Source organism: Sulfurospirillum sp. hDNRA2 (assembly GCF_024206095.2).
In the GTDB taxonomy this organism is placed as follows: domain Bacteria; phylum Campylobacterota; class Campylobacteria; order Campylobacterales; family Sulfurospirillaceae; genus Sulfurospirillum.
This window is the reverse complement of record NZ_CP159800.1, coordinates 2498097-2519425: the sequence shown is the minus strand read 5'-3', so window position 1 is coordinate 2519425 and position 21329 is coordinate 2498097. Positions and strand designations below refer to the sequence as shown.

Sequence of the window (21329 nt, the reverse complement as noted above, 5' to 3'; positions counted from 1 at the left end):
GTTTTGTTGTAAAATCGAGCTATCTTACTCTAAAAAGGTTTCGCGTGCAATCGTTTTGGCAAAAACTGAAAGATATCGGCGATTTGATCGTCTTTAAACACTCTATCTTCGCCCTTCCGTTTATTTTCACGGCCATGATCGTTGCCTCTAAAGCACAAAACGATACGGTTTGGTTCGGGTTTAAATTATTAATTTTAGGTCTAGCCGCCGCCGTGAGCGCGCGTAATTTTGCCATGGCGTTTAATCGATACGCCGATCGCGATATCGATCAATACAATCCAAGAACCGCCGGTCGTCCGAGCGTGGACGGGCGCATCGGAAGCTCCAATCTTCTACTGTTTATCGCAATCAATGCAGGCGTCTTTATTGGAGTCGCTTATCTTATTAACGATCTCGCATTTGGACTGAGCGTACCGATTTTGATCGTCTTAGGCGGGTATTCGTTGTTCAAACGCTTTTCGCCGTATGCCCATTTGGTCTTGGGTATGTCTTTAGGCCTTGCCCCGATCGCGGGCGTGATCGCCGTCCAAGAAGCGACGCCGCTTTGGGCGATTTTACTTTCGATCGGCGTGATGTATTGGGTCGCGGGATTTGATCTTTTGTACTCTTTACAAGATATGGAATACGACAAGGCTAACGGGCTTTTCTCGATTCCTTCGCGTTTCGGTAAAGACGCGACGTTTTTTATCTCGCGGCTTTTTCATGCCCAAACGATTCTCTTTTGGTTTTTATTTGCGTTAAGCGCCTCGTTGGGCTTTTTCGCTTACGTCGGCGTTGCACTTTCTGCGGTAGTGCTTTTTTTCGAACACCGCATCGTCGCGCGCGATTTTACGAAAATCGACCGTGCTTTTTTTACGCTTAACGGTTATTTAGGCATTCTCTTTTTTATCTGTATTTTGATCGATAGGTTTTAGCATGGATTCGATTCGCTTGGTCAACGCGTGCTTAACGCTCTTTTTTGAAGAAGGCGTCTATAAAGAAGAACAACGTTTTACGCACGAATATGAAGAGCTCTCCGTTTTAAACGACGATGCTTTGGGCGCATGGCTCAAGTCTTCGAAAACGCGCAAAGAGGTGCAAGAAAGCGATCCCGTTTTATTGGCGTTGATCATCGAGTTGCATCGAAAGGTTGACATGTTAACGCGTATGGTGGAACAAAAAGAGCAGCCTTTGCATCTTCCTTTGCGCGGTGAAGCAACGATTCATGCCGTAGGTTACGACGGTTATTTTGAATGCGACGTTCCCGTATTGCAAACGGAATATTCGTACTACGGACGATTTACGCTTCCGAGCTTTCCCAAACGCGTCACGCCGCTTTTTTTTCAAGCGTTGTCGCCCACGCTTGCCAAGATCACGACGATGCATCACGAAGACGAGCGGGAGTGGGACACCTACGTGGCTTCATGCGAGAGAGCGATGATTCGAGAGATGAAAGGATTTGACGATGAGTATTGAGACATTGGCGTTTATCGCATTGGCGGCGTTGATCGTCATTATTTTTTTGATGGTTTACATTCGAGACGTTGAAGTCAATAAAAAACTTTTGATTTACGAAAAAAGCATTGAAGAGCTCAACTACCAAAACCATGTACTCAATAAAACGCTCACGGAGATGAAGGCGCAAGAACAAACCGACCCGAAGGCGTTGGAAAAGAGGATTCTCGATCAGGCAAAACAAGAAGTGCAACACAGCCTACTTCCGGTCGTCGCTTCGCTCAAAGACGTCGAAAAGATTATGCAGCATTTCAGAGACGAACAAAGTGCGCGTATCGACCGCATCGAAAGCCGAACCAAAGAGATGAGTTTTGCTTCGGTCGTACCTTCCAGTTCGAATGAAAAGATGATTTTATCTTTATTTGCCAAAGGTAAAAGCGAAGCGGAAATCGCAAAAGATTTGCGTATCGGCGTGGGCGAAGTGGATTTGGTGCTCAAACTGGCCAACCTCAAGTAGAACGTTCGAGGGGATTTAACGCGTTACATGTAAGATTTTGACGATCGTAAAATCCTACATGTAAGCTTTATTTTTTTACGAAGAGCGGGAATGGCGACAGTGCGTCACACACTCTTCGATCATCGCATCGAGGGTTTTAAACAAGGTCATGCTCGCTTCTTCCATCTGTTTGAAATTATCGATAAATATTCCGATATTTTGAAGACGGTTACCCGTTTCACGCAACGTTTCCAGATTGTTCAAAACGCAACTATGAACGGTCTTGTGCGGTGCTTCGAGTGCCGCATACGATTTTGTAACGCTAAAGCGCTCTTTGGTAAAAGGGTTGAGGTACCATTTACCTAAGCGACAATTTTCGTGATCGACGAAATGCGTGTCCGTTTTTTCGTTGAGCACCGCGGAATAGGCGTTGGTTTTGTAGACGATGTGGTCGATTTTCGCCAAAATAGTAAAAATTTTATTTTCCAAGCGGTAAGACGTATCCGCCGTGCGGTTGGCATCGTGATTGAACGCTTTTAACGCTTCTTCGAAATGAACGACGTTTTGACCGCTGGTATCGGCTATCACGCTGATGCGTTCGGAGTTGGCATAGATGCCGTTGGTCTCTTGTTGAAGCGTTTGAATCGTCATGGCAATCTCTTGCGTCGCTTTTTGCGTACGTTCGGCAAGTTTGCGTACTTCATCGGCAACGACCGCAAAACCTCTGCCGTGTTCTCCCGCACGCGCCGCTTCAATGGCGGCATTGAGTGCTAGAAGGTTGGTTTGATCGGCAATATCTTTGATGAGGTTGACGACGGAGGAGATTTCGGAGGTGCGTGCGCTAAGTGAGGTAATGGCTTCGTTCGAGCTGTTTAAAAGTTCCAATAACTCTTGAATGCCTTGCGTCAATTCGGTAACGGTTTGAAGACTTTCGTCCGATTTGTGTGCCGTCTCATCGGAAATTTGCGTGATTTTTCCCATCTCTTCGATGCTTGACATCAAGTCTTTTTGAATGCTCACGACGCCGTTATTTCCGTTGCCCAAGTCGGCAAAAGCCGAAGAAAGCATGCCTCTGGCTTTACCTTTTTGTCCTTCTAAAATACCTTGAACACCCGAAGCAATATAACGTGCGTTCACCGAAAACAGACCGCGAAAGCCTTCGTTGAAGATATTGCGATACGTTTTTCCGGCACCCGCCAATTCGATAGACGTTTTGGTTTCCCGCATCAACGCTTCGATTTGATCTAAAAGGTCGTTAATTTCTAAGGCAATTTTTCCCATCGGTTTGTTGGCATCGACTTCAATCACGCGCGGTTCCAAGTTCCCTTGTGCGGCTTCGCGAATCACATGTAAGGTTTTTTCGTACAATGTGCTATCGCACTGCATCGTTTTTTGACTGCCCCAAAACGATCCCGCGACCAGTCCCGTAATCAAAAGAGACGAGTCGACGACGCTTGGGGTCGGATATAAAACGTTAAGTGCCAGCAAGACGACGAACAATCCCGCCAAGGGAAATTTATAAGCGTTGAAGAGCGTTTGAAAATTCGTCATAGTCGACTCCTTTTTCGTGTAAATAGTGCGTTAAATACTCTGATGAGGCATCGATGCCTCCTGTCTTTTCCAACGAAAGCAGCTTTTCGTATAAAGGTTTGATGATCTCCAAAGCTTTGGGATTGGCTTTACGTCGAATCGAATAGTATCCGACGATACGCCGATTGGAATCGGTCGATGCCGTAACGTTGGCATAAACCCAATAATAGCCTCCGTCAAAGCTAAGATTTTTGATATAGGCAAAGATTTCTTCTTGACGCGCAATCTTTTCCCACAAATATTTAAAGATAATTTTGGGCATATCGGGATGACGAATAATACGATGGGGTTGACCCAAGAGGTCGGACTCTTGCGCGCCGACGATCTGCAAAAAGGGTTGATTACAATAGGTAATATGTCCCTTCGTATCGGTTTTGGAGACTAAAAAGGCATCGAGTTTAACATCGTGCTCTTTGGATGTCGGAACAATTTTTTGCATCGTGCTTGCTCCTTAAAAATTAGGGTAGACTTTAGTATTGTAGGCGAAAACATTTTATAAATAGCTTCAAAGTGACATTTTATGTATAATACCTCTTCGGATTTAAACAAATGGGGAAAAGATGCTGATTGACGGATTTGGAAGGGAAGTAACGTATTTGCGTGTTTCGGTGACGGAACGGTGTAATTTTCGGTGTTTGTATTGTATGCCGGAAAAGCCCTTTTCTTGGGTGCCTAAAGAGAATTTATTGTGTTTTGAAGACCTTTTTTTATTTATTAAAACGGCGATAGACGAGGGGATTACCAAGATTCGTATCACGGGAGGTGAGCCGCTTTTGCGAGCCGATCTTGATCGTTTTATCGCGATGATTAACCACCATAAAAGCGGTCTTGATCTGGCGTTAACGACCAACGGATTTTTACTCAAGGACGTGGCGTTAAAACTCAAAAATGCGGGACTTCAGCGCGTTAACGTTTCGTTAGACAGCCTTAAAGCCGACGTGGCGGCAAAAATGGCGCAAAAAGATGTTCTGGGCAAAGTCAAAGCGGGTATCGAAGAGGCTTTGAAAGTCGGGCTTACCGTCAAAATCAATATGGTTCCGATTCGAGGCGTGAACGATAGCGAAGTCGTCGATATTTTAGAGTTCTGCAAAGAACGCGGTATGAGCGTTCGTTATATCGAATATATGGAAAACACGCATGCTAAAGAGAAGCTTCAAGGCTTAAGCGCGCAAGAAGTTCAAGAGATTATTGCCCAAAAATATCCGTTTAAAGCGATCGGTCGTTCCGGTCCGAGTCCGGCACATCTTTTTGAGTTGGAAGACGGGTACGTGTTCGGCATTATCGATCCGCATAAACACGATTTTTGCGAAGATTGCAATCGTATTAGGCTGACGGCGGAGGGGATGTTGATACCGTGTCTTTACTTTGATGAAGCGATGAGCATTAAAGAAGCCGTACAACACGGAAATATCGAAAAAGCTACGGAGATTTTAAAAGAGGTTTTACGCAACAAGCCCGAAAAAAATAAATGGAGCGAAGACGACCAAAACGAGACTTCCAATCGCGCTTTTTACGAAACCGGCGGATGATAAGGCTTTGACATGTAAGGATAAAAGCTTACATGTCAAGAAAGCGTAAGCAAATATTCTGCCTCGCACGAGGCAAGCTTTAGTGCATAGCGCAGCGTAGGGGTTCGGGCTTTGCCCGAGCCTCGTATTAAAAATAGAAAAAAGCGATCTCTTCTCCCTCTTCAATCACCTCTTTGTTTTCGATCAACGTATAACCGTTACACGCGCTTAAAATATTTAAACGTCCCGCTTCGTAATAAGGCGCATGAAGAAAATGCCTACCGTCGCTAAATCCGGGAACGGCATTCATACTTGAAGCCTTACATGTTAAACGTTTTTGGTTGATACACGTAATCATATCGGGAAGCATACAGGTGTAATGTTGCAAGTGGCGCAAGAGCGGAACGCCTAGCATTTCAAAGCCGAGCATGCACGAAAGAGGCAAGCCCGGAAGGTGCAAAATCGGCGTTGCGTTTAAAAGCGAAAGTGCACTCGGCTGAGAAGGCGTTAGTTTGACGCGATCAAACAGCGTCTCAAAGACGTTTTGATTGATCAACGCGCGCATAGCATCTTTATGGCTTAACGCACCGGTGGTGACGATGCAATCACACACGGAGCTTAAACGGTGTAAGTGTTCCAAAATGGTTTCGGTATTCTCCCGACAAACGACCATTGTTTCGATCGTTCCGCCAAGCTCGATAATGCGTCCAGCAAGGCTCATGGCGTTTGAGTTGGCGACATGCCCGTTTGCAAGGGCTTCTCCGATGCTAATAATACCGATAACGGGTTTTTTCAAAACTTTAATGCGATGAATGCCTTGCGACGATAAGGCGGTAATTTTATAGGCACTAATCCGTTCAAAACGTTGAAGCAGGATTTCGCCTTTGGCAATATCTTCGCCTTGGTGTTTAATATTTTGGTAGAGTGAAGGTTTAGCGTTTAAAATCATACGGTTCGTTTCGTAATCGATATGAGCGTCTTCTTCGGCAACGACGGCGTTAATGCCCGCCGGAACGAAATCGCCCGTCGAAAGCCTGACGGTTTGACTCCAAGGAATGCATAAAGCATCGTCCGTCGGCTCTTTGAGAATAAATCCGTATCCCTCTTTGAGGCTCATAGGGTATTTCGGTAGCGCAAAGTGGGCGTGTACGTTTGCCGCCGAAATGCGATGCATCGCCTTCAATAAAGAGAGCGTTTGTGTTTTTCGTAAAGGCGCAACGGCGGTTTGAATTGTTTTGAGTGCTTCTTGGTATAAAACGGGCATGGGAAAACCTTATGATTTATGCGGGATATTATACTAAAACGGGTAAAATTTGAGACTATTTTTTGTGAAGGAATTTTCATCATGGAAGAACTTATCGCACTCTCTTCCGACTTGCATCTTTTATTTATTGTTCTTTTAGTCGGTTTAATCGGAGGGAATCTTTATTTGCTTAAAAGCGATCGCTCGTTCGTTTCGTTGTCCAAACGACTCGAACTGTTGGCACCGCAATATTACATCGTATTGGCAGCAATTTTTTTTACGGGCTTGATCGTAATGGCGGTACGCCAGTTTACATTTTCGCTCTTAGTGTGGGTGATGATCGGCGTTTGGGTTTATATCGTCGCGTTTGGCATCCGAAACCATAAAAGTTATAAAAAGGTGCGCATCGCGCAAATGGATCTGAACCGTTACAAAACGCTCACGATTCGTAAGTACCTTATCGACGCCCTTTTAATCGTTATCACGTCGCTTCTGTTTTACACGGTGCGATAAAATGCAGTTTGTGTATCATTCTCATGCCGGTGAGGAAACATTACATGTAGACGTCAAAGCTTACGAGCATCTCTTTAAAGTTAGGCGTATCGGGATCGGTACGACGCTTTTTTGGCGCAATGCTGTAGACGATATTTTATACGAATACGTCATCGAGAGCATCGGAAAAAAAGAGGCTCTCTTGCGCTTAACGCACCCAACGTACGCTCCCGTTTTTTCTGCACGATCTTTACATGTCGGTTGGAGTATCGTCGATCCGAAAATCGTTGAAAAAACGTTACCGATGCTCAATGAATTGGGTGTCGAGAAAATGACTTTTTTTTACGCCGAATTTTCGCAAAAACAGTTTAAACTCGATCGTGAACGTATGGAGCGCATCGTGATCAATTCTTCGCAACAATGCGGACGAAGCCGCTTGATGCAATTTGAAATGCTTCCGACCTTAAAGGCGTTTCTAAGCGCGTATCCCAAAGCGACGATCATCGATTTTAGCGAACGTAAACTCACGGCTCAAGATGACGTTCAAACGCTCGTCGTAGGACCTGAGGGAGGTTTTAGCGACAAAGAGAGAGCGATGTTTGACGCGCACCGTATTTTGGGTCTTTCGTGCTCGAGTATATTAAGAAGCGAAACAGCGGTCACGGCGGCCGTCTCGAAAATCTTGGCATGACTTGAAATAATCAATCTTTTGTGCTATAATTTGCACCCTTTGGCAAAACATGCCAAATAACAGATTTTATTTTTATGATAAACAATTTAAGGAAAAACGTTATGAAAAAAGATATTCATCCCGAATACGTACCGTGTGTCGTTACTTGCGCATGCGGTAACAGCTTTGAGACGCTCTCGAATAAATCCGAGATCAAAATCGACATTTGTAGCGCATGCCACCCTTTCTTTACGGGCAGTGAGAAAATCGTGGATGCCGCAGGTCGCGTTGAGAAATTTAAGAAAAAATACAACTTAAAATAATTCTCGAATAAAACATTGGTCTATTTTATTCCTACTCCCATAGGAAACTTAGATGATATTTCGGTAAGAAGCCTCAAACTTCTTGCCGAATGTAAAACGCTCTTTTGCGAAGACACCCGCATTACGAAAAAACTCCTTACACTTTTAAGCGACAAACACCGCGTTACGTTTCACGTCGAACGTTTTATTTCCATGCATTCACACAACGAACAAAGCGTTTTGAACGAAATTGATTCGGCTGTTTTTCAAGAAAACGTCGGCTATTTAAGCGATGCCGGGATGCCCGGTATTAGCGATCCCGGAAGCGTTTTGATACGTTACTGTCAAGAACACGCCATTGCGTATGAAATTTTACCCGGAGCCAATGCTGCACTTTTGGCGTATGTTGCAAGCGGGTTGGGGACGCACCGTTTCATTTTCTACGGATTTTTAGCGCATAAAGGAAATGACCGCTATAACGAATTGACGGAAGTTTTAAATCTTCCTTACGCCGTTATCGTGTACGAATCGCCGCATCGTATCGAAAAGCTAATGGACGAGTTAGCTCATTTTGCGCCTGAACGTAGTATTTTTGCGATTAAAGAAGCGACGAAATTGCATGAAAAACGCTTTTTAGGAACGGCGTTAGAAGTACAAAGTGCCTTTAAAAACGCTAATTTAAAAGGCGAATGGGTCGTGATCGTGTCTCCCGAAAAAAAAGAGAATGCAGAAGCGATTACCAAAGAAGATATTCTAAGCCTCGATTTACCTCCGAAACAAAAAGCGAAACTTCTCTCGAAGCTCACCGGAAAAAGCATCAAAGAGTGGTATGTCGCGCTTCAAAAGTAAGTAACTTTTTTGCTATAAGCCTTAACGATCGATGCTACTTTTTGTGCCAAACTCGTATTATTTTAAGCCATTTTAGATACAATAATTGTCATGATTATTTACGGTAAACAACTATTTTTACATCTGTTAGAGCACTATCCTTCAAAGCTCCAAACGGTTTTTTTGTCCAAAAAATGCGATCCGAAACTTTTTTCACGCATTGCCAAAGCGACATCAAAAATTTGTAGCATCGATGAACGTAAAGCGCAAGCCTTATGTCACGGAGGAAATCATCAAGGGTTTATTGCCGAAATTGAAGCAATGAATTTAACGCCTTTTAACGAGATTAAGCACGGCTCTTTTTTGGTGGTTCTTGATGAAGTAACCGATGTCGGAAATATCGGAGCAATCGTACGAAGTGCCTACGCATTCGGTGCGGACGGATTGATTTTAAGCGGCGTCAAAAATTGTAACCTCGAAGCCATTTTACGTACGAGCAGTGCCGCGGCATTTGAACTGCCGATCGCGTTGTGCCCTTCGACGCGTGATATGCTTAACGAATTGAAACAGATGGGTTTTACGCTTTACGGAGCCGATATGGGCGGTGAGGACGTAAAAGATGTTAGTTTCCCTTCCAAAAAAGCGTTAGTGATGGGAAGTGAAGGAAAAGGGCTTTCTCCCAAAATCAAAGAGCGGTTAGATAAGATTATTTCAATCAAAATGGCAAGAGCATTCGACTCTTTAAACGTAAGTGCGGCAGCTGCGGTACTGTGTGATAGGATAGCCAATGGATAAAGATATCAGGGTATTGGAAAAAATCGGATTGCAAGAAGTTTGTAAGCGAACACATATCGAAGTCGCTCAGTTAGAGTATATGATCAACAATCAATATGAAAAGCTCAATAAGATCAATACTTTAGGATTCGTCAAAATTCTTTCTCGCGAATATAAACTGGATTTGAGCGATTGGTTAGAGGGTTTCTACGACTATTGGGCAGAACATAAATCGGAAGAAGACGAGCAAAAAGAAAAAATTTTTGTTCGTGCCAAGAGCGATCGAAGTTCTAAAAAAGCGGCAATTCTTTTTTTATTCATTGCCTTTATTGCCGGAATGTTCGGTATTTTTTCTATTTTTAAAATCGATTTTGATTTAGGGAACATGTTAGATCAAGTCAAAGGCGAAACCAATCAAACGTCCGCATTTCAAAACGCTCCCGTCGTTCAGGAAGCGGCAAGCTCTTTGGGTGTCAAAGTTGAAGAACGCAGTGTGGAAACCAATAGTTCCAATGCCACCGTTCGTGCGGTTGTCGTTCGAATCGACGAAAATTTGACGCGCGCATCGGAGGCGAATACGAGCGGTGAGCGCAATGAAAGTAACGTTTCGTTACCGCTTCCGCTTTCTCCCGTCGATACGAATGTCTCATTGGTCTCGAATATTCCTCAAAACCGAGCGATTATCGTACCGACAAAGCGTATTTGGATCGGTAGGGTCTCCTTGGACGATATGAGCCGCAAAGAGACTACGGGCGATCAAAATATCACGATCGACTTAACCAAACGCCAACTGATTAAAACGGGTAACGGTTTTTTCAAGCTCTCTTACGACGGAAGCACCGAGGATTTTGTTGAACAGGGCAGTACCCGTTTCTTGGTGGAAAACGGCAAAATACAAAAAATTTCCGAAGAAAAGTTTATCGAGTTGAATCGAGGTAAAAATTGGTAAAAAAATTATTTTTGATCCTAATAGCGAGTCTTTCGTTATTCGGCGCACAGAGCGTTCAAGAAAAAGTTAAAAGTTTTGTCGGCGCAACGCAATACGACAAACAGATCAATTTGATCCAAGTCTTATTTGCGCAACCTGCCGCTTTTACTTTACCTAACGGCGAAGTGGATAGTGTTAAGGTCATTTCCGTTTTGAAGAAAAACGGCTTAGTGCAATTGCTGTACGATAGACCGATACAACTTCGTCTGGCGTTTCGTACGCAAAGCGATCCGCTGATTTTTTTGAAAATTATTAACGAATCGCTCGAGACGATGGGATATAACTATTTCTTAACCAATAACGCTTTACGCGATAGTGCCGGATTTGTATGGGAAATTTACCTTCAAACCGAACATGTCGTCGATCCCGAAGCATTTGCCCGCGCCCTTGGGGCTAGGGGATGTACTATAACGAATATCGTGAAAAACGATGAACACTATTGGTTTTACGATATCGACTCTAGCAATGCGTATCTTGCGGCACGCAAAGTCGAGGTCGGTACGACAAGTTTAGGAAAGCCTTTAAAACCTTATTGGATCGACGTACATAATCTTAAAGAGATCAGTTTGACGGTTCAATCGGGAGACAAATGGTTTCCGGATGTTGCCTTTTTTGATGAGCACTTACACCTTTTAAGCGATATCAAATCAGAAGAGTCGACGCGTGTACTCAAGCTTAAAGTTCCAAACGGTGCCGCTTATTTGAAAATAAGCGATGCTTTTTTGCTGGAAAACATTAAGCACGGGTTGTCATTGAATGTCAAAGAGTAAAGGATAAACAATGTTTGACGAAATTCGATTTAATACGATTGAGAGATTACCGGGTTATGTTTTTGCAGAAATTAATGAGTTAAAATTAGCCGCACGTAGAGCCGGCGAAGATATTATCGATTTTTCGATGGGAAATCCAGACGGAAGAACACCGCAACATATTATCGACAAATTAGTCGAATCGGCACAAAAAGACGGAACTCACGGTTACTCTGTGAGCAAAGGTATTTATAAACTTCGTCTAGCTATCTGTAATTGGTATGCTCGAAAATACGGTGTTACGCTTGATCCTAATACCGAAGCGGTCGCAACGCTCGGCAGTAAAGAGGGTTTTGTACACTTGGCTCAAGCAATTATGAATCCGGGTGACGTTGCCGTTGTTCCCGATCCGGCCTATCCGATTCATGCGTATGCGTTTATGATTGCAGGCGGAAACGTACATAAATTTGCCTTGGATTATAACGAGCATTATGAATTGGATAAAGAACAATTTTTTACCAAACTCAAAAAAGTGTTTAAAGAATCAGCCCCCAAACCAAAATTCGTCGTCGTCAATTTTCCGCACAATCCGACGTGCGTAACGACGGATAAAGCGTTTTACGAGGCTTTGGTTGCTTATGCAAAAGAGGAGCGCTTTTATATTATTAGCGATATTGCGTATGCCGATCTCTCTTTCGACGGATACGAAACACCTTCTATTTTTCAAGTCGAAGGCGCTAAAGACGTGGCGGTAGAGTGTTATACGCTTTCCAAAAGTTACAATATGGCGGGTTGGCGCGTCGGGTTTGTCGTCGGTAATAAGAAATTGGTCGGGGCGCTTCAAAAAATTAAGTCATGGTTCGACTACGGTATGTTTACGCCGATTCAAGTTGCTTCAACCGTCGCATTGGACGGTCCGCAAGAGTGTGTCGACGAGATTCGCGCAACGTATAAAAAAAGACGCGATGTTTTGGTTGAGAGTTTCAACCATGCAGGTTGGCCGATGGAAAAACCCAAATCGACCATGTTCGTATGGGCTAAAATTCCTAAAGTTGCCGAACATTTGGGAAGTATGGAATTTGCAAAACAACTGCTCCAAGAAGCCAAAATTGCCGTGAGCCCCGGTATTGGTTTTGGAGAAGCCGGAGACGGATACGTGCGAATTGCGTTGATTGAAAACGAAAACCGCATTCGCCAAGCCGCGCGCAATGTCAAGAAATATTTGAAAAGTCTAGAAGGTACAAACGTATGATCAAAGTCGGAATCATCGGTGTCGGAACCGTCGGTAGCCATGTGGTAAAAATCTTACGTGAAAACGAGGATATTATTACTGCGCGTACCGGTAAAAAAATCGTTCCGATACTCGGTGTCGTGAGAGATTTAAACAAACCAAGGGAGGTTGACCTCCCTTTAAGCGATTCGGTAGACGCTGTTTTGGAAAATCCGGAAATCGATGTCGTCGTCGAGTTGATGGGCGGTGTAGAAGCGGCGTATGCAATCGTGACGAAAGCCCTGAAACATAAAAAAGCGGTTGTGACCGCCAATAAAGCGTTGCTGGCGTATCATCGTTACGAACTGAAAGATTTGGCGGGAGAGACGCCGATCGGATACGAAGCGAGCGTCGCAGGCGGAATTCCGATTATTAAAGCGTTAAGAGAAGGGTTAAGTGCCAATCATATTGAAGCAATTAAAGGCATTATGAACGGTACATGTAACTTTATTTTGACGAAAATGATGAATGAAAAAGCCGAATTTGCGGACGTCTTAAAAGAAGCACAAGCGTTAGGTTATGCCGAAGCCGATCCGAGTTTTGACGTCGGCGGATTCGATGCGGCGCATAAATTGTTGATCTTGGCGAGCATCGCTTACGGTATCGACGTTAAGCCCGAAGAAATTCTCATCGAAGGCATCGAGCAGATTAATAGTGAAGATATCTATTTTGCCAAAGAGTTCGGTTACAACATCAAACTTTTGACGATTGCTAAAAAAAGCGGTGATCAAGTCGAACTTCGCGTTCATCCGGCACTGGTTCCGATGCAACAGATGATTGCTAAGGTCGACGGCGTTATGAACGGTATTAGCGTTATCGGCGATCGTGTCGGCGAGACGATGTATTACGGTCCGGGAGCCGGCGGAAGTGCAACGGCAAGTGCGGTCGTATCCGACTTGATCGATATTGCCCGTCATGCACAAAATTCGCCGATGTTAGGGTTTATCAGCTCTTTGGAAAAAAGCGGCTTAACCTTAATGTGTAAAGACGATATTGCCACGCAGTACTATATTCGCGTGAGCGTTATCGATAAAATCGGTGTTCTTTCGAAAATTTCGGAAGTGTTAGGCAAACACTCTATTTCTATCAGTAGCTTTATTCAAAAGCAAGATTCAAAGAAGAGTGAATGTGCCGTTTTACTTTTTTCGACGCATACATGTAAAGAAAAAGATATTCAAAAAGCTTTATGCGAAATTAGCGATTTAGAGTTTGTCGAACGCAAACCGACGATGATTCGTATCGAGTCGTAAATGGGGCTTGAACAGGGAAAAGAGGCCGAAGAAAAAGCCTCTTTATACCTTCAATCGTTAGGTTATCGTATTTTAGAGCGTAATTTTCATTCTAAGTTCGGCGAACTTGATATCGTTGCGCTTAAAGGTGACATTCTACATTTTTGTGAAGTAAAATTTTCGCATCATTACGATCCGCTTCCGCGCATTACACCTTCCAAAATGCAAAAAATCATCAAAACCGTTCAGTACTATTTTATGCGACATCCCTCTTCTTACGATTATGAAATCGATGCGATTCTTGTCACGCCGGGAACTATAGAAATAATAAAAAATATTAGTTACTAAAAAAATAACTTTACTCGCTATGGTAATTTTAAAGTTAGAGTGAGTATAATTGAATATCTATAAAATAACGTTTTAGGGGAAAAAAATGGGTAAATATCTAGAATTAAACGCTTCAAATTTTGATAGCACCGTTGCCGAAGGCGTCGCATTAGTTGATTTTTGGGCACCTTGGTGCGGACCTTGTCGTATGATTGCTCCCGTTATCGATGAGCTTGCCGGCGATTTCGACGGAAAAGCTAAAATTTGTAAAGTTAATACCGACGAAGAACAAGACGTTGCGATTAAGTACGGTATTCGTTCGATTCCGACGATTTTATTCTTTAAAAACGGGGAATTGGTCGATCAAATGATCGGTGCGTCGTCTAAACAAGTATTAGCGGATAAAATCAACTCTCTTCTTTAATTATTAAAACCGAGGATACTAAGGAGAGACAGCACTCTTTTGTATCCTCGACTTCTTGAGACTAAATGGTAGATGACCTTTTGCCGGTCATTCGCAAAACAGTCCGAAAACGAATAAGGAAATCAGCATGTTAGATTTAGCGATTGTCGGCGGAGGTCCCGCAGGACTTAGTGCCGGATTGTACGCGACGCGAGGCGGACTTAAAAACGTGGTTATGTTTGAAAAAGGAATGCCCGGAGGCCAAATTACGAGCAGTAGCGAAATAGAAAATTATCCCGGTTCGGCACAAGTCCTTAGCGGCTTAGACTTCATGGCACCGTGGTCCGAACAGTGCATGCGCTTTGGGCTTAAACATGCAATGGACGAAGTTACGCGCATTTCAAAAAACAGTGACGGGACATTTACCCTCAGCCTTGCAGGCGGTAAAAGCGAAGAAGCTAAAAGCGTCGTTGTTTGTACCGGAAGCACGCCTAAACGTGCCGAATTTGAAGGCGAGGCCGAGTTTTTCGGTAGAGGTATTAGTACATGTGCTACATGTGACGGGTTTTTTTACAAAAATAAAGAAGTTGTCGCTTTAGGCGGCGGTGATACGGCTTTGGAAGAAGCTTTATACCTTTCCCATATTTGTTCAAAAGTCTATTTGGTGCATCGACGTGATAGTTTTAGAGCCAGTCCAAGCACCGTCGAACGTGTGAAAAATAATCCGAAGATAGAATTGGTATTAAACGTTTCGGTTAAAAAAGCATACGGCGATAAAATGGGACTTAACGGAATTATTGTTGTCGATAAAGAGGGAAAAGAGCGTGATATTGCAGTTCCGGGCGTGTTTGTTTTTGTCGGTATGAACGTTAACAACGGTATCTTAAAACAGCAAGACGGCGCGTTTCTGTGCGATATGGATGAAAACGGAAACGTGATCGTCGATCTTTCAATGAAAACTTCCGTTGCGGGTCTATTCGCCGCCGGAGATTTGAGGACAAAAGCCTCAAAACAAGTCGTTTGTGCCGCCGGAGACGGAGCAACCGCGGGTATTCAAGCCCTTGAATACGTTAATCATCATGCATAAGGAATAGACATATGATCAATGTCGGAATTCACGGCTCAACCGGTAGAGTCGGAAGATTATTAATTGAAAATCTTATGAAAGATGCTCAAGCCCGTCCTTATATTTTACATGCTATTGAGGCGTTTAGTTTTTCCGTACCTTCGGAAATTTCTACGACAAACGACGTGGGTGTTTTGTTAGAGAGAAGCGATGTCGTGATCGATTTTACGATTGCGACGGGGTCGGAAACCTTATTGGAAAATGCACTCAAATCACCTACGCCTCTTGTTATCGGTACGACCGGATTAAACGAACATCAGCATAATCTTTTAAAAGAGGCGGCTAATCATATGCCGATTTTATATTCGACTAATATGTCTCTAGGCGTTGCGGTTTTAAATCGTTTGGTTGAACTCGCTTCCAAAAGCCTTAGTGATTTTGATATCGAAATCGTAGAACAGCATCATCGTTATAAAAAAGACGCTCCAAGCGGAACGGCTTTGACGCTCGGCGAACATGCCGCACGTGCTCGCGGATTGGTCTTAGACGACGTGCGCGTTAGCGGGCGTAACGGATTGATCGGTGAACGTAGTAAAAACGAAATTGCAATTATGGCGTTACGCGGAGGCGATATCGTCGGTCGCCATACCGTCGGTTTTTATAATGACGGGGAATTTATAGAGATGAACCATACGGCGACCAGTCGCGATACCTTTGCAAAAGGCGCGATTAAAGCGGCAAAATGGATTGTCCATCAACCAAACGGTCTCTATACGATTAGCGATTGTTTGGGTCTTTAAAAAGGTAGAAGCGTATGTGTGCAATTGTCGGTGTATTTGATGTAAAACATGCTTCCAAAATAGCGTATTATGCGTTATTTGCGATGCAACATAGAGGTCAAGAGGCAACAGGAATCAGTTCAAGTGACGGAAAAAGAATCCGTACGATTAAAGATAACGGACTTGTTACCGAAGTTTTTAACGAAACAAAACTCACTTTTTTAGACGGCGATATGGCAATCGGCCATAACCGTTATTCAACCGCGGGAAGCGATTCGGTTAAAGATGCGCAACCGGTTGCGGCAAGTTATAAACTCGGCGATATTTCGATCGTGCATAACGGAAATCTGATCAATAAGCACGAAGTTCGCAGTCGCCTCATTGAACAAGGTGCTATTTTCCAATCTTCGATGGATACCGAAAATATCATTCATTTGATCGCACGTTCTCAGCAGGATAAACTTAAAGACCGTATTGTCGAAGCGTTAAACGTCATTAAGGGTGCGTATTGTCTTTTAATTCAAAGCCGTACCAAAATGTTTGCAATTCGTGATCGTTACGGGGTTAGACCGCTTTCGATCGGAAAACTCAAAGAGGGTGGATACATTGTTGCTAGCGAAACATGTGCGCTTGATTTGGTTGATGCCGAATTTATTCGAGACGTCAGACCGGGGGAAATGGTTATTTTTCGACACGGACAAGAAGCGTTTGAAAGCATTCAACTTTTTGAACCCGATCCGCATATTTGTGCCTTTGAATTTATCTATTTCGCTCGTCCCGATAGTGTGATCGAGGGTAAAAACGTTTATGCGGCACGTAAAAGAATGGGAATGAAATTGGCGGATCTCTCACCCGTGAAAGCGGATTTTGTGATTCCCGTTCCAGACAGCGGCGTGAGTGCGGCATTAGGCTACGCTCAGCAAAGCGGTATTCCTTTTGAAATGGCGATCGTGCGTAATCATTATGTTGGAAGAACGTTTATCGAGCCTACGCAAGCAGTACGCGATTTAAAAGTTAAGCTTAAACTCTCTCCGATTCATAAAATTCTAGAAGGTAAAAGAATCGTCGTAATTGACGACAGTATCGTTCGAGGAACGACGTCGCGCCAGATTGTTAAAATGCTCAAGCGTGCCGGTGCGGCAGAAGTTCACATGCGCATCGCTTCTCCTACGATCGAACATCCTTGTCTTTACGGTATCGATACTCCAAGCTACAAAGAACTAATTAGCGCCAATAAAAACGTGGAAGAAGTACGCGAGTATATCGGAGCCGATTCGTTAGCTTTTTTAAGCATCGAAGCCCTTAAAGAGAGCATCGGGAACGATATGAACTATTCGCTCGTGAGTTTTGATGGAAACTATTTTATTAAATAATGCGCGCTATTTTAACCGCAGGACGGTATTTTAGAGAAAAATTTAATGTTAACGTTTATAAAGTTCCGATTTCAATTTTTGGATTTACATGTCCGAATATTGACGGAAGTGTGGCTAAAGGCGGATGCATTTTTTGCGAAAATGAGTCCTTTAGCCCCAATTTGGAGCATAGTAAAGAGCGGCCAAAGCGCTTTTTTTTACAACCGAATACTTCCCATAACCCTTATTTAGACTTTCAGCTTTTACAGCTTGAAACACAATTTAAAAAAACTCAAAACAGTTTGCGTAAAAAATTTGGAGCAAAAAAATTTATCGTCTATTTTCAATCGTTTACCAATACATATGCTCCTTTGGAGACTCTAAAGGCGTTGTATACGAAGGCGCTTGGTTTTGAAGACGTGATCGGTTTGAGTATCGGTACGCGTACCGATAGCATTTCACCGGACATTTTAGAATATTTGGCTGAGTTGGCGCAAACACATGAAATTTGGGTGGAGTACGGCGTGCAATCGTCTTTTGATACAACGTTGCAACGCATCAATCGCGGGCATGATAGCGCTAATATCGCTTCCAGTATTAAGATGACACGTCGGTACGGATTGAACGTCTGCACGCATATGATTTTTGGATTACCGCAAGAGACACAGGAAATGATGCTTGAAAGCGTTAAATTTGCGCTTAGTCTTGATGTACAATCGTTCAAGTTTCACCCGCTTTATGTTGTCAAAAAAACGGCTCTTGCGCATGATTTGAATAAAGGGACGTTTACGCCGATCACGGAAGAGGTATATATCGATACGCTTGTCAAAGCGGTAGCGCTTCTTCCCTCACATGTCATGATTCAGCGCGTAAGTGCCGGCATAGGCGATACGTCGTTGTTAGCACCCGATTGGTGTTATGATAAACATCGACAAATGTTCAATATTCGTCAAGCGTTTGCCCATCAGGGCTGGTTATATTAGTGGCAGAAAAGTTCGTAACGCGTATAAGGTTTGCTAAAAGAGGGTGGATAGCGCATAAAGACCGTAAAGTTACGTAATTCTCCGGGGCGAAGATCTTCGGCAATGACGAATTCTTTGGTCGTCTCGACGCCGATATCATCGTCTTTGCGTTTAAATAAACTATCTAACGCCGATTTGGGCACAAAAATAGCACTATCGGTTCCCGTTTTTTCGATAGCGTTATTGGAAACTTTGACTTCTAAAGTGCATTGTGCAATCTGAAAATTTCCGATATTGCGAATTTGACCGCTGATGGCAAACGATTCGTTCACGAGCATTTTTTTCTGAATCACGTTATCAAGTTGTGCCAATTTGGTGTATTTGTCCAAAACATAAATACTGAAAAAGGTTAAAATCGACATCGCTAAAATATTGGTTAAAATAGGTGCCGCTAAAGAAGATTTTTCGTCACGGTTTTGGATTGTCAAAACCAAAAAAAGTATAAACAGTACGGCAATAATAGAAACGGCAATCCAATGTAAAATCGTAAAATAAGTCATTGGGTCTCCTTAATAACATTCCGCCTTTAAAGTGGCGTTGACATCTCCTTGATAGGTAAAATCATCAAAGAGAATGCGAATATTCGTCAACTCATTCGGGGAAAGACTCTCTTGAACTAGTATCGACTGATTTGCGATAGGCTTTAATCGAGTCATCCAAGCTTTAATTCCTTTTGCCGAAGTTTGTTTGATTGCGCTTGTTTGAACCAAACAACGTTTGAAGGGTTTTTTAGAGAGGTTTTGAAGGGTGGCTTCGACAATGAGGGTATCCGAAAAAACCAATTTTTTTACCATCGTAATTTCCGTAACATTTTGGCGTAAAAGCGTATTGAGTTTGTAGTGAATCAAAAAAGGCGAGGCTGCAAAAAAGATCAAAGAGAGAATAATGATAAGTACGGAGAGCGCTGAAGAGCGTTTAGCGATCAAAATCGCAAACGCAATCAGCATTAAAAACGTCACGATAAGCCATGCAAACGCTAGATAATCATACAAACCTAAATTTCTAAAATAGGTTAAGAGTGAAATTTTAAGCGCGTCAATGAGCATTGCGACTGTTTTTTTCCTCGATGCCGCTTAAGCCGAATCGACGCTTAAGCTCTTGTTTAATACGATCGGGGTGAATATTTTTTGCTCCGAGCGCTACAATCGTATGGAACATCAAATCCGCCGCTTCGTAAATGATAGCTTCTTGCTCTCCGTCTTTACATGCAAAACAAAATTCGCCCGCTTCTTCAACGACTTTTTTTAACATGCTATTATCGCCTTTTTGAAGCAGCGAAGCAACGTAAGAACTTTTCGGATCGGCATGTTTTCGTTCTTGAACAATGTGATAGAGCGTATCGGCGATCGAATATGCTTCGATAGTTTTTTGAGGTTCTTTAGGTGCTTCATCGATATCGACGCGATTAAAAAAGCACGACATACGTCCCGTATGGCATGCGACGCCCTCTTGTTTGACTTTGATGAGTAAGGTATCGTTATCGCAATCTAAATAAGCCTCTTTGACATACTGTAAATGCCCGCTCGTCTCGCCTTTTTTCCATAGCGTTTGGCGACTACGTGAAAAATAGTGTGCAATTCCCGTCTCCAACGTCAGTTTCAACGCTTCCTCGTTCATGTATGCGAACATCAGAACTTCTTGCGTATCATACGCTTGAGCGATTACCGGAAGAAGGGGAAATTTCCCCCAATCGATTGTTTTTAAAAGTTCGGTACTCATTTGGCGACGCTAACAGCTTTTTGGCTATCTTTCGTATCGACCCAAATGTTAGGAACCGAGCCGCCCGGCGTTAAGAAAATTTTTGCGTCTTTGTTTTCTTTTAACGCTTCGTTAAATTTGCCTTGAACTTCGATTTGACGGAGGTTCAACAAAGGAGCGGAGATACTTTCGCTAATTTTTTTATTGGCATAAGCATCAGCGTCCGCTTCGATTTTAATCGCATTGGCTTGACCTTGCGCGTTAATTTCTCTGGCTTTAGCTTGACCTTCTGCCTCTGCGGCACGTTTTAGAGCTTCTTGATTTGCACGCTCGACTTCGTATTTTGTACGTTCGACTTCTTGGCGTGCGACTTGTACGCGTTCGATTTGCTCTTTAATTTTAGCCGGAAGCACGATTTCACGGAGTTGAACCGTTAAAAGCTCGACGGGTTGACCCGGTTGGGCATCGATCGCTTTGCGAATACCTTCTTCGATATTGACGGCAATTTCATTGCGCTTTTGCGGAAGTTCCTCTGCGTTAAATTTACCGACAACGCTTCGCGTCACATCGCGAACGACGGGATTGATGATTTTATCTTCCCATGACATACCCCATGTTGCAATGGTTTGCGGTGCGGTCGAAGGCTCGAGCTTGTATTGCACGGTCAGTTCGATCGAAACGGGTAACCCTCTAGCATCCAAAACGGAAATAGCGGCATTGCGCTTAATGCCGGAACCGCGTTGTACCACTTCGCCCAAATCTTCGGTTGAAGAGTAGTTCATAATACGTACTTTCGTGTCGACGATAAAAACTTGTTGAATAAACGGAAGAAAAAGATGAAATCCAGGTTCCATCGGAATCGGTTCAAACTTACCCGTCGTCGCTTTAATTCCCATTTCACCGGAATTAATAATGACAAACGGTTTAGCGATAATAAAAATAACGATGATCGCAATGACGGCGTAAATCAATCCGGCTTTTTTCCCCAAGTTTTTCATAAAATCGGGAGGTTCAACGTTGAAAGGCGTACGATTGTCGTTGTCGCCTCCGCCTCCAAAACCGCCGCCGTTATTTTTTTTCTTAAAATAGTCGTTCAAATCTGCTGGCAT

Annotated in this window: 26 protein-coding genes; 19 read left to right on the top strand and 7 right to left on the bottom strand. The window is 43.3% G+C overall.

Annotation, left to right across the window (positions count from 1 at the left end; all coding sequences use genetic code 11):
- Positions 1–44 precede the first annotated feature (44 nt).
- Genes mqnP through NL930_RS12425 form a run of 3 tightly spaced genes read left to right on the top strand, consistent with a single transcriptional unit; the run spans position 45 to position 1951 of the window.
- Positions 45–914 carry a menaquinone biosynthesis prenyltransferase MqnP gene (gene mqnP, locus NL930_RS12435; RefSeq protein ID WP_039671915.1) on the top strand — a complete coding sequence of 290 codons (870 nt, stop codon included), beginning with the start codon at positions 45–47 and terminating at the stop codon, positions 912–914.
- A gap of 1 nt (position 915) precedes the next feature.
- Entirely contained in the window at positions 916–1455 is a 540-nt protein-coding gene (locus NL930_RS12430) for a hypothetical protein (protein ID WP_039671916.1), read from the top strand.
- Entirely contained in the window at positions 1445–1951 is a 507-nt protein-coding gene (locus NL930_RS12425) for a DUF6115 domain-containing protein (protein WP_041962689.1), read from the top strand. Before NL930_RS12430 ends, NL930_RS12425 begins: the two co-directional genes overlap by 11 nt.
- Before the next feature lie 75 nt (positions 1952–2026).
- Here NL930_RS12425 and NL930_RS12420 read toward each other — a convergent pair whose 3' ends face one another.
- Both NL930_RS12420 and NL930_RS12415 read right to left on the bottom strand, forming a co-directional pair.
- Positions 2027–3481, bottom strand: a complete 1455-nt coding sequence (locus NL930_RS12420) for a methyl-accepting chemotaxis protein (RefSeq protein ID WP_254376870.1) — start codon at positions 3479–3481, stop codon at positions 2027–2029.
- Positions 3447–3959 (bottom strand): PAS domain-containing protein, encoded by a 513-nt coding sequence (locus NL930_RS12415; RefSeq protein WP_041962688.1) that lies wholly within the window; start codon positions 3957–3959, stop codon positions 3447–3449. Before NL930_RS12415 ends, NL930_RS12420 begins: the two co-directional genes overlap by 35 nt.
- A gap of 121 nt (positions 3960–4080) precedes the next feature.
- Between NL930_RS12415 and moaA the strand changes: the two genes are divergently transcribed.
- The gene (gene moaA, locus NL930_RS12410; protein WP_039671919.1) at positions 4081–5049 is read left to right on the top strand and encodes a GTP 3',8-cyclase MoaA; all 969 of its coding nucleotides are present in this window, start codon (positions 4081–4083) and stop codon (positions 5047–5049) included.
- Positions 5050–5176: 127 nt separating this feature from the next.
- Here the strand turns inward: moaA and NL930_RS12405 are convergent, their stop codons facing one another.
- Entirely contained in the window at positions 5177–6292 is a 1116-nt protein-coding gene (locus NL930_RS12405; protein WP_039671920.1) for a molybdopterin molybdotransferase MoeA, read from the bottom strand.
- An 81-nt stretch (positions 6293–6373) separates the two neighbouring features.
- Here NL930_RS12405 and NL930_RS12400 point away from each other — a divergent pair, with 81 nt between their 5' ends.
- The 15 genes from NL930_RS12400 (at position 6374) to NL930_RS12330 (ending at position 18483) form a co-directional block, all read left to right on the top strand.
- Positions 6374–6784: a hypothetical protein gene (locus NL930_RS12400; RefSeq protein ID WP_254376869.1), complete on the top strand. Its 411-nt coding sequence runs from the start codon at positions 6374–6376 to the stop codon at positions 6782–6784.
- A 1-nt stretch (position 6785) separates the two neighbouring features.
- Positions 6786–7454 (top strand): 16S rRNA (uracil(1498)-N(3))-methyltransferase, encoded by a 669-nt coding sequence (locus NL930_RS12395; RefSeq protein WP_254376868.1) that lies wholly within the window; start codon positions 6786–6788, stop codon positions 7452–7454.
- A gap of 101 nt (positions 7455–7555) precedes the next feature.
- Complete coding sequence (rpmE, locus tag NL930_RS12390) at positions 7556–7756, top strand: 50S ribosomal protein L31 (RefSeq protein ID WP_039671923.1); 201 nt, start codon at positions 7556–7558, stop codon at positions 7754–7756.
- A gap of 15 nt (positions 7757–7771) precedes the next feature.
- A complete protein-coding gene (gene rsmI, locus NL930_RS12385; protein ID WP_254376867.1) occupies positions 7772–8584 on the top strand; it encodes a 16S rRNA (cytidine(1402)-2'-O)-methyltransferase in 813 nt (270 codons plus the stop codon).
- A 90-nt stretch (positions 8585–8674) separates the two neighbouring features.
- Complete coding sequence (gene rlmB, locus NL930_RS12380; RefSeq protein WP_254376866.1) at positions 8675–9358, top strand: 23S rRNA (guanosine(2251)-2'-O)-methyltransferase RlmB; 684 nt, start codon at positions 8675–8677, stop codon at positions 9356–9358.
- Positions 9351–10286: a hypothetical protein gene (locus NL930_RS12375; RefSeq protein ID WP_254376865.1), complete on the top strand. Its 936-nt coding sequence runs from the start codon at positions 9351–9353 to the stop codon at positions 10284–10286. The genes rlmB and NL930_RS12375 overlap by 8 nt, the downstream gene beginning before the upstream one ends.
- An 11-nt stretch (positions 10287–10297) precedes the next feature.
- Complete coding sequence (locus NL930_RS12370; RefSeq protein WP_254376864.1) at positions 10298–11095, top strand: hypothetical protein; 798 nt, start codon at positions 10298–10300, stop codon at positions 11093–11095.
- A gap of 10 nt (positions 11096–11105) precedes the next feature.
- Positions 11106–12326, top strand: coding sequence for an LL-diaminopimelate aminotransferase (locus NL930_RS12365; RefSeq protein WP_254376863.1), 1221 nt, complete (start codon positions 11106–11108; stop codon positions 12324–12326).
- Complete coding sequence (locus NL930_RS12360) at positions 12323–13594, top strand: homoserine dehydrogenase (protein WP_254376862.1); 1272 nt, start codon at positions 12323–12325, stop codon at positions 13592–13594. Before NL930_RS12365 ends, NL930_RS12360 begins: the two co-directional genes overlap by 4 nt.
- Positions 13595–13921 (top strand): YraN family protein, encoded by a 327-nt coding sequence (locus tag NL930_RS12355; protein WP_254376861.1) that lies wholly within the window; start codon positions 13595–13597, stop codon positions 13919–13921.
- An 85-nt stretch (positions 13922–14006) separates the two neighbouring features.
- Entirely contained in the window at positions 14007–14324 is a 318-nt protein-coding gene (gene trxA, locus NL930_RS12350; RefSeq protein WP_039671931.1) for a thioredoxin, read from the top strand.
- A 127-nt stretch (positions 14325–14451) separates the two neighbouring features.
- A complete protein-coding gene (gene trxB, locus NL930_RS12345; protein WP_254376860.1) occupies positions 14452–15390 on the top strand; it encodes a thioredoxin-disulfide reductase in 939 nt (312 codons plus the stop codon).
- An 11-nt stretch (positions 15391–15401) separates the two neighbouring features.
- Complete coding sequence (gene dapB / locus NL930_RS12340; protein ID WP_254376859.1) at positions 15402–16169, top strand: 4-hydroxy-tetrahydrodipicolinate reductase; 768 nt, start codon at positions 15402–15404, stop codon at positions 16167–16169.
- 14 nt (positions 16170–16183) lie between these two features.
- On the top strand, positions 16184–17521 hold the full coding sequence (purF, locus tag NL930_RS12335; RefSeq protein ID WP_039671934.1) for an amidophosphoribosyltransferase: 1338 nt from the start codon (positions 16184–16186) through the stop codon (positions 17519–17521).
- On the top strand, positions 17521–18483 hold the full coding sequence (locus NL930_RS12330; protein ID WP_254376858.1) for a TIGR01212 family radical SAM protein: 963 nt from the start codon (positions 17521–17523) through the stop codon (positions 18481–18483). The genes purF and NL930_RS12330 overlap by 1 nt, the downstream gene beginning before the upstream one ends.
- Here NL930_RS12330 and NL930_RS12325 read toward each other — a convergent pair.
- From NL930_RS12325 to NL930_RS12310, 4 genes are read right to left on the bottom strand one after another with little or no spacing between them, the layout of a single operon-like run.
- Positions 18480–19022: a DUF2393 family protein gene (locus NL930_RS12325; RefSeq protein WP_041962676.1), complete on the bottom strand. Its 543-nt coding sequence runs from the start codon at positions 19020–19022 to the stop codon at positions 18480–18482. The genes NL930_RS12330 and NL930_RS12325 overlap by 4 nt on opposite strands.
- Before the next feature lie 9 nt (positions 19023–19031).
- Entirely contained in the window at positions 19032–19568 is a 537-nt protein-coding gene (locus NL930_RS12320) for a DUF2393 family protein (RefSeq protein WP_039671937.1), read from the bottom strand.
- Positions 19558–20241, bottom strand: coding sequence for a bifunctional phosphoribosyl-AMP cyclohydrolase/phosphoribosyl-ATP diphosphatase HisIE (hisIE, locus tag NL930_RS12315; protein WP_041962674.1), 684 nt, complete (start codon positions 20239–20241; stop codon positions 19558–19560). Before hisIE ends, NL930_RS12320 begins: the two co-directional genes overlap by 11 nt.
- The gene (locus NL930_RS12310; RefSeq protein WP_039671939.1) at positions 20238–21329 is read right to left on the bottom strand and encodes a prohibitin family protein; all 1092 of its coding nucleotides are present in this window, start codon (positions 21327–21329) and stop codon (positions 20238–20240) included. The genes hisIE and NL930_RS12310 overlap by 4 nt, the downstream gene beginning before the upstream one ends.